Here is a 7,991-nt window from a genome sequence, read left to right as displayed (position 1 = left end):
CGCGACCGGCGGCTCCCAGGGTGAGTCGCAGGCCCAGAGCAGCAACCAGGGCCGGCTCAGCAACGCGCTGGGTTCCCTGGGCGGCAACCAGCCGTCGGCGTCCTCGCAGTCGGGTGGCAGTGGTGTGCTGGGTCGCCTCAACCCGTTCAACCAGCAAGGCAACCAGCAGCAGGGTCAGCACGGTCAGCAGCAGAGCGTGTGGAACCAGCATGGTGGCGGCCAGCAGAGCCCGCTGGCCGCGGGGGTGGCCGCAGCGCGCAGTGGGTTCGCCCAAGGGATGGAGAAGTTCGCCAGCGTGGGCGCCCAGGGGGCCGCGATCGGTGCGGACCTGCAGGGTCAGGCCGGGGTCGGCCACAACGGCTACTACCCCGACTTCCACGGCTCCCCGCGTTCCCAGCAGCAGGCCCAGGTCGCCAACCAGCACAACGCCCAGCAGCAGGCTGCCAACCCGACCCCGCCGGCTGCGAATGTGCCGACGCCGCCGATCCCGACGCTCAACTACGGACCGTCCGATCCGGGCAACACCTCCGGTAACTCCAACCAGACAGGGACTGTGTGATGACGCTCTACAACGACTACTCCCGCGACAAGGTCGGCCTGTTCTTCGGCCTGACCGCCCCCCAGTTGGCCACCCTCGTGGTCGGCGCGATGCCTGCCCTGCTCGCGTTGAGCGGCAGCCGGTGGCTGCTGACCGCCGTCTTGGTGGTGGGCTGGATCGTGCTGGCGCTGTTGACGGTGATGCCCATCCACGGCCGCTCGGCGGTCGGCTGGGCGGCAGCGGGTGTCCGGTTCCTGACCGGTCGGGTAACCGGCTGGTCGGTGTGGCGCTCGAAGCTGACCCGGGGGGTGGTCGAGGACGTGGCCGCCCCCGACCTTCCCGGCGTGATGAACGCCCTGGAGATCCACGAGGGCACCCCGCGGCCCCCGTTGATGCAACGCGTTGCGATCATCCAGGACCACGTCGCGCGCACATGGGCGGTGACGGCGAAGGTGACCCACCAGGGCATCATGACCGCCACCGAGCACGAACGCGCCGGCATGGGCCGAGGGCTCTCAGACCTGCTCGACATCTGCTCGCGCGGCGAACTCGTCTCCGAGCTGCTGTTCGTGGTCCGCACCGTGCCCGATGACGGTGCCGAACGCGCCCAGTGGGTCTCCCGCCACCGGGCCCGCCACGGCACGGGTGCGGCCGAGATCAACGACCAGCCCGCCGCCGCCCTCACCCGCGCGAGCGTGCGGACCGAGGCGTTCGTCACCTTGGTGGTGCCCGAGGGCCGGATCGCCCGCCGGGCCCGCGAGGTCGGCGGCCGGGTCGAGGGCCGCGCCCGCGTCCTGGAGCTGGTGATGGGCGAGGTCGAGGCCCAGCTGCGCGGCGCGCTCGGCTTCACCGAGGTGGTGTGGCTGACCTCCCCCGAGCTCGCGATCGCCGTGCGGACCGGGTTCGCGCCGGCCGACCGGGCCGGCATCATCACCGCCTTGGCCGAACGGGAGCACGACCCGACGGTGAACGCGTCCGTGCCGTGGTCCCAGGCCGGACCGTCGGGGGCGGACACACTGGCCCGCTGGTACTCCCACGACGCCTGGAACTCCGCCTCGGTCGGGATCGCGCTGCCCGCCCGCGGTGTCCTGATGGGGGCGATGGCCCCGATGCTCACCCCGAGCGAGGCGATGGAGCGGCGCACCATGGTGGTCGCCTACCCGATCAAGACCCTGCAGGCCGCCGAACGGGAGACCGGCAAGGGCGAGTGGGCCGCCGACATCGGTGAGGCCATGCGCGAGGGCGCCAAGATGAAGACCCGCGCCAAGGAAGCCACCAACATCCGCCACCGCCGCCGCCTGGACGCCAAGCTCGCCGCCGGCAACAGCCTGACCGTCCCCTATGCGGTGTGCACGGTCACCGTGCCGAAGACCTACTCGATCGGTGACTTCGCCCACCAGCTCGAAGCCTCAGTCCGCCGGGCCGGTTTCGCCCCCCAAGTCCTCGACCTGGCCCACGACGTCGCCTTCGCAGCCTCCTCGCTGCCGTTGGGCATCAGCCTGAGCAGGAGCACCACATGAACAAGCCCACCCCCACCCACGGCCGGACTATTCCGCGGAATAACGGCCATTCGGGCCGGTCGGTCGACGCCTTGCTGTCGGACTTCGGCCACCAGCTGCCCCGCCAACCTGAGCCGTCCGCGCCCGCGCACGACCGGACGCCGCTGTTCCGGCCGGCGAACCGGCGTGGCCCCCTGCGCCGCAACCAGGGCTGGGCGCCGTCCCTGCCCCCGGTGGCTGGCTGGCGGATGACCTCAGACCAAGCGCCCGCGTTGTGGCCGTTCGTGGCCGGTCCCGGCCTGCCACCCACGGGTGCGCAGATCGGTGTGGACGACTTCTCCGGGGGAGCGTTCTACGCCGACCCGGTCGGCTGGACCCTCGATGACTCGATTCCGGTCACCAACACCAACGTGTTCTGCTTCGGTGACCCCGGCCGCGGCAAGTCGGGCACCACCAAGGCGTTCGTGCTGCGCATGTCCGACTTCGGCTACAAGACCCTCATCCTGGGCGACATCAAGGACGAGTACGAGGGCCTGTGCCACTGGTTCGGTGTCGAACCGATCGCCGTCGGCCAGGGCCTGCACGCGCGGATCAACCCGCTGGACTTCGGGCCGCTCATCCACGGGTGGGAGAACCTCACCGCTGCCGAAGCGCGAGCGCGGGCGACCGTCGTGTTCGGCCGCTGGGGCACGCTGGTGCGCGGCCTGGTCGGGTCGCAGAAGGTCGGCGACGTCCACGTGCCCTACGGGCCGACCGAGGCGCGCGTGGTCGACCAAGCCCTGCGCACCCTCACCGGGTACGCCGACGGGCAAACCCGCCTGACCGAGACGACCCTGCCCGAGTTGAGCAAGCTGATCGAGGACCCCAGCGACGAGCTCGTCAACGACTGCCGGTACGCCAACCGGCGCCAGTTCCTGGACGACACCCGCCTGCTGCGCGATGCCCTCAACCGGCTCGTCCGCGGCGTCCTGGCGGGCATCTTCGACGCCCACACCACCATCGACGTCGACTGGACCGCCCCCATCCAGTCCCTGTCCCTGTCCCGGCTCAAGCCGCTGGGAGATGAGGCGGTCGCGATCGCGCTGGCGTGCACCAGCTCGTGGGGCCGCGGCGTCCGCGAAGTGTCCGACCCGAACCAGCTCAACATCACCATCCGCGACGAGGTGTGGCTCCAGCTCCGCCTCGGCCCGGACGCGGTCAAGAGTTTCGACGCCGACCTGCGCCTGTCCCGGTCGGAGGGGTCGGTGCAGTGGTGCAACATGCACCACCCGGCCAACTTCGAGGCCATCGCCGATGCCGGCTCACAGTCCTCGATGATCGCCCGCGACCTGGCCAAGCTGGCCTCCACGACGATCTACCACGGCATCGACGACCCCGACGCCGTCCCCACCAGCCTGGGGCCGGTCGCCCACCACGCCATCACCGAGTGGGCGTGTCAGAACAAGGGCCGCGCCCTGTGGAAGGTCGGCGATCGCCAGTTCCGCGTCCAGACCGTCCTCCACCCTGCTGAGCGCGCCCTGTTCGACACCAACGAAGCCCTCGCCGGAGTCAGCTCATGAAGACCCTCATCGTCGGCATCCTCACCCTCGGCTTGCTGGCCACCTGCGGCCCGTTCGCGGTCGCGGTGCTCAGCGTGGTCCTGTTCGTGCCCACCGCTGAGGAGGCCAGCCAGGAGTACTGCGTTGCCACCCCCGTCATCACCACCCCCGAGGACGACACCACCCCAGCGACGACCAGACGCCGGCGGTGGAGGGGACGGAGGTTCCGTCGGTGAGTGGGCTGAGTGCCCGCACCACCGGGGCGACCGACGGGTTCGAGTTGCCGCCGGCCGATGACAGCCTGCGGCGGGCGAGCCTGCGCAACCCGCCCACCGAGATCCCCGCCGACATCCTCGCCCTCTACCAAGCCGCCGCGCAGGCCTACAACCTGCCCTGGACCCTGCTGGCGGGGATCGGGATGGCCGAGACCAACCACGGACGGGTGAAGGCGACCAGCTACGCCGGAGCGAAGGGGCTGATGCAGTTCATGCCCGCCACCTTCGCCGCCTACGGCGTCGACGGCGACGGCGACGGGGACGCCCAGATCCTGAATGAGGCCGACAGCATCTTCTCCGCAGCCAACTACCTGACCGCCAGCGGCGTCCACAACGGACCCGACGGCGTCCGCGGCGCCCTGTTCGCCTACAACCGGGCGCACTGGTACGTCAACGACGTCCTGTTCTACGCCCACGCCTACGGCGGGGGAGCGGTCCCCGGAACCCCCGGGCAGGGGTGTGTCCCGAACGTCGGCATCATCGACGGCGAGATCCCCCAGTCCGACCGCGACGTCGGTTCGGAATACCGGCTCACGGTGGCCACCATCATCGTCAAGCGCGCGGTCGCCGCCATGTTCCCGACCATCACCACGATCGGCGGGTGGCGGTCCAGCTCGAAGATCTCGGTCAGTGACCACCCCCACGGCAAAGGGCTGGACGTGATGATCTCCAACTACCGCGACCCCGCCCAGATCGCCTTGGGTGATGCGATCTGCGACTGGCTCATCGCCAACCACGAAGTCCTGAAGATCAAGTACCTGATCTGGCGCCAGCAGTCCTGGAGCCCGCAGCGGCCGTATTGGCGGCCGATGGCCGACCGCGGCTCGGACACCGACAACCACTTCGACCACGTCCACATCAGCGTCCTCGAGTAACCCCACCCCGACCAGCCCCGTCCAGCCCTAGATAGGGAGTCCGTTCATGCAGCAGCAACGCCGCCACAACCCCTACCCGCTCACCTGGGAGATCCCCCTCGGCGTCCTCCTCGGCGCGGTCCTGGTGCTGTTCTACGGCCTGCAGGTGGGTCGCGGGATCGCGATCTGGCTGGCCGGGTACGGCTGGCACTGGCCGACCCCGACCGCCCTGGTTTCCAGCATCCCCGGCGTGGTGGCCGGTGACCCGCACGCCGGGCTGGCCGACGGCGCCCTGCCTGCCGGGGCGACAGCCCCGGTGTTGGTGTGCGTCATCGTCGCCGAGCTCGTGCTGCTGGCCGGGATCACCCTCCTCACCGTGTGGGGGTGGGCGCGGTGGGGGCCGGGCCGCATCCTCGGCATGGCCACCCCCACCCAAGTCGAGAACGTCCTCGGCGTGAGCCGCCTGCGCAAGGTCCGCCACGTCATCCGCCCCGACCTGTACCCCAAGAAGCGAGCACTCCGATGAGCATGATCACCCACCATGAAGCCAAGCCACGCCGCGTCCGGTTCGACCCCCACCAGGTGGGGTGGCGGATCGGCCGCGCCCACCACCCGCGTGCCGGGGACCTGTGGTGCCCGTGGGACCGCACCTGCGGGGTGATCGGCCCCCAGGGCTCGGGCAAGACCCTCGACATCCTGGTGCCCGCCCTGCTCACCGCCCCCGGTGCAGCGTTGGTGACCCTCACCAAACCGGCCGACCTGCTGCTGTCGTGGCAGGCCCGCACCCGCGACGGTCGGCCCTGCCACGTCCTGGACCCGTTCGGCGCCGTCCCGGGCCTGCCTGAACTGGTGTGGAACCCGATCGACGGGTGCGTCGACCCGCTGGTGGCGGAACGCCGGGCGAAGGCGTTCACCGCCGGCACCGTCAAGGCCGGCGCCTCCGGCAGCGGTGATGCCGCGGCACGGTTCTACGCTGCTGAGGCCGCCAAGGTCTTGCAGGGCTACTTCCACGCGGCCGCGCTCACCGGGCAGACCCTCGACGTCGTGCTGCGCTGGGTCGCGAACCCGCTGGCCACCCAGGAACCCGCCGAGATCCTGCGCGAGCACCCCGACGCCGCCCCGTTCTGGCACGGCCTGCTCACCGGCGCGCTCACCGGCGACGACCGCACCGCCGGGAACACGATCACCACCGTCCAGCAAGCGTTGACCTTGTTCTTCCAGCCAGACATCCGCCGTCGCTGCATGCCGCGTCCGGGGCATCCGGCCACCGACATCGCCGACATCATCCGGCGCGGGGGCACCATCTACCTGCTGGGACGCGAGGACCCCTACGCCAGCGCCAGCCCGCTGATGACCGCCCTGGCCGAACACGTCCTCGACACCGCCCTCGCCCTCGCCACGGCCAGCGAGCACAACAAGCTGTGCCCGCCGATGCTGGCCTGCCTCGATGAGCTGCCCTCGACCGCACCCCTGCCCACCCTCCGCATCCGGATGGCCAACGAACGAGCGTTGGGCATCTCGTTCATCTGGGCTGCACAGACGTGGCGGCAGCTCGCGGCCCTGTACGGCGAGCAGGAAGCCCGCGCCCTGCTCGGCCTGACCAACGTGCTGGTCATGTTCGGCGGCAGCAAGGACGGCGGGTTCAACCGGGAGATCTCCGAACTCGTCGGCAGCGTCCGCGTCGCCCGCACCACCTGGCAGACCGGCGGCAAGGGTGGACGCAGCGTCAGCGGGGAGGACATGGCCATCCTCAAACCCGAGGAAGTCCGGCAGATCCCCACCAAGCAGGCCCTCGTCGTCCCCGAGAACGCACCCCCGATCATCGCCAAGCTGTCGCGCTGCATCGAGGGCAAGACCGGACGCCAACTGTTGGCCGAACTCGACGCCACCCGCACCATCGTCGAGCGTGCGCGTGCCGACGAGGTCTCCATCGAGGCCCGCCAACTCGCCGCCCTGGCCAACGCCCGCCGGCACGCACTCACCGAGGCGGCCGACCACGATGGATAGGACACCGGACAAGTCACTGGTGTGGACGTTCCCCACCCCCAACACCCCACTGTTGGCCGTCGCCTACCGCGACCTCTACCTCGCAGCAGAGGGCACCGCCAAGCAGAAGGAGATGCTCGGCGACCCGGCCCTGCTCCCGCGCCCGTGGGACCCGGCGTCCTGCCAGGACCCGCTCCTGCGCCAGGAGGTGTGGGACTGGCTGGAGGAGTTCGTGGTCTGGTTCAACCGCGAATACGTGTGGGACCCCAACGCCGGCATGATCCCCTCCTGCTGGCCCCAGCACCCCCACCTCGTCCACGAGGTCGCTGTGCTCGCCGACCAACGCCGGCGTGCCGGGATCGCGACCACCAGCGACCTGCTCGAGGACTGGCACCGCTACGCCGTGCCCGCCTTCATCGACCGGATGAAAGCCCGCCTGAAGAACCAGTGCGACGACAGCCACCCCTCCTGGCCCGCCCGCGGCCGCCACGCCCGCCTCATGAACGAGATCGACACGCGCCTACGCGTCTACGGCAGCGACGTCACCGCCCTCACCCAGCAACTCGCCCAGCACCACCGGGCCGCCCTCCTGGCCGAACCAACAGCGCGCCCCAACCTCCGCCTGGTCGACGGCAGCCAGGTCGACCCCGACACCGGGGAGATCCTCCGATGAACCCCCAGCCAGACCAGCAGCTCGACCTGCTCGACTTCATCCCCTACACCGACGGCGGTCGGCAAGGCGCCCCACCACCGCCCCCCGAGGTCACCCAGTGCCGGTGGTGCCACCACAGCGAACCCAACGGACTCCTGCTCCGCAACAACCACACCCCCGACAGCTACCGCGCGATCCAGACCACCTGGTGCATCGCCATGGACCTCACCCTGAGCCACCTCATCTACTGGCAACGACGCATCCACGACCAGGACGCCACCCCGACCAGCCGGCGCCGCCCAAAGCACGAGGAGGACCCCCGCCAGGGCATGGCGCGCAGCATGGAACGCGCCCTGGTCGTGTGGCAGCACCGCCGCGACGAGCTCGACGCCCAACTCGACGCCCTCGACATCCCCCGACCCCACCGAACCGAAGAGGCACCGCCGGTCATCGAGCACGTACCCACCCGGCAACCGCCGGCCGCACCCATCCCCGAACAACGAAGCCACCAGCCCCCGGCGCCATCACCCTGACCGTTCCCAGACGCCATCCACGTCAAGCATCAATGGTGGGGTTGACACATCAAGTGTGGGGTTGATACCTTAGGGGCGGCGGTTGCCCCCCAAGAAGTGGGGGAGCGTGCGTACCG

General features: G+C 70.4%; 9 protein-coding genes. All 9 read left to right on the top strand.

Annotated elements, in window-relative coordinates; all coding sequences use genetic code 11:
* Nucleotides 1–559, top strand: a 559-nt coding sequence (locus Q4G50_RS11105) for a hypothetical protein (protein ID WP_303377722.1), incomplete at its 5' end; no start/stop codon positions are given.
* The gene (locus Q4G50_RS11100) at nt 559–2,058 is read left to right on the top strand and encodes an SCO6880 family protein (protein ID WP_303377721.1); all 1,500 of its coding nucleotides are present in this window, start codon (nt 559–561) and stop codon (nt 2,056–2,058) included. The genes Q4G50_RS11105 and Q4G50_RS11100, both read left to right, overlap by 1 nt.
* Nucleotides 2,055–3,596, top strand: a complete 1,542-nt coding sequence (locus tag Q4G50_RS11095; protein WP_303377720.1) for a hypothetical protein — start codon at nt 2,055–2,057, stop codon at nt 3,594–3,596. Before Q4G50_RS11100 ends, Q4G50_RS11095 begins: the two co-directional genes overlap by 4 nt.
* Nucleotides 3,593–3,811 carry a hypothetical protein gene (locus tag Q4G50_RS11090; RefSeq protein WP_303377719.1) on the top strand — a complete coding sequence of 73 codons (219 nt, stop codon included), beginning with the start codon at nt 3,593–3,595 and terminating at the stop codon, nt 3,809–3,811. The genes Q4G50_RS11095 and Q4G50_RS11090 overlap by 4 nt, the downstream gene beginning before the upstream one ends.
* Nucleotides 3,808–4,725 carry a lytic transglycosylase domain-containing protein gene (locus Q4G50_RS11085; RefSeq protein ID WP_303377718.1) on the top strand — a complete coding sequence of 306 codons (918 nt, stop codon included), beginning with the start codon at nt 3,808–3,810 and terminating at the stop codon, nt 4,723–4,725. Before Q4G50_RS11090 ends, Q4G50_RS11085 begins: the two co-directional genes overlap by 4 nt.
* A 46-nt stretch (nt 4,726–4,771) precedes the next feature.
* Entirely contained in the window at nt 4,772–5,230 is a 459-nt protein-coding gene (locus Q4G50_RS11080; RefSeq protein ID WP_303377717.1) for a hypothetical protein, read from the top strand.
* Nucleotides 5,227–6,711, top strand: coding sequence for a type IV secretory system conjugative DNA transfer family protein (locus Q4G50_RS11075; protein ID WP_303377716.1), 1,485 nt, complete (start codon nt 5,227–5,229; stop codon nt 6,709–6,711). The genes Q4G50_RS11080 and Q4G50_RS11075 overlap by 4 nt, the downstream gene beginning before the upstream one ends.
* Nucleotides 6,704–7,363, top strand: a complete 660-nt coding sequence (locus Q4G50_RS11070) for a hypothetical protein (protein WP_303377715.1) — start codon at nt 6,704–6,706, stop codon at nt 7,361–7,363. Before Q4G50_RS11075 ends, Q4G50_RS11070 begins: the two co-directional genes overlap by 8 nt.
* Nucleotides 7,360–7,875: a hypothetical protein gene (locus Q4G50_RS11065; protein WP_232550273.1), complete on the top strand. Its 516-nt coding sequence runs from the start codon at nt 7,360–7,362 to the stop codon at nt 7,873–7,875. Before Q4G50_RS11070 ends, Q4G50_RS11065 begins: the two co-directional genes overlap by 4 nt.
* Nucleotides 7,876–7,991 lie beyond the last annotated feature (116 nt).

This window comes from Corynebacterium sp. (genome assembly GCF_030538285.1).
Taxonomy (GTDB): Bacteria; Actinomycetota; Actinomycetes; order Mycobacteriales; family Mycobacteriaceae; genus Corynebacterium.
The sequence above is the reverse complement of the archived record's forward strand: the minus strand, read 5'-3'. Positions and strand labels throughout refer to the sequence as shown.

What these genes read in the sequence shown, in the direction of transcription:
- Q4G50_RS11100 (WP_303377721.1), top strand. Translation starts at nt 559, where the DNA reads ATGACGCTCTACAACGACTACTCCCGCGACAAGGTCGGCCTGTTCTTC.
- Q4G50_RS11095 (WP_303377720.1), top strand. Translation starts at nt 2,055, where the DNA reads ATGAACAAGCCCACCCCCACCCACGGCCGGACTATTCCGCGGAATAAC.
- Q4G50_RS11090 (WP_303377719.1), top strand. Translation starts at nt 3,593, where the DNA reads ATGAAGACCCTCATCGTCGGCATCCTCACCCTCGGCTTGCTGGCCACC.
- Q4G50_RS11080 (WP_303377717.1), top strand. Translation starts at nt 4,772, where the DNA reads ATGCAGCAGCAACGCCGCCACAACCCCTACCCGCTCACCTGGGAGATC.
- Q4G50_RS11075 (WP_303377716.1), top strand. Translation starts at nt 5,227, where the DNA reads ATGAGCATGATCACCCACCATGAAGCCAAGCCACGCCGCGTCCGGTTC.
- Q4G50_RS11070 (WP_303377715.1), top strand. Translation starts at nt 6,704, where the DNA reads ATGGATAGGACACCGGACAAGTCACTGGTGTGGACGTTCCCCACCCCC.
- Q4G50_RS11065 (WP_232550273.1), top strand. Translation starts at nt 7,360, where the DNA reads ATGAACCCCCAGCCAGACCAGCAGCTCGACCTGCTCGACTTCATCCCC.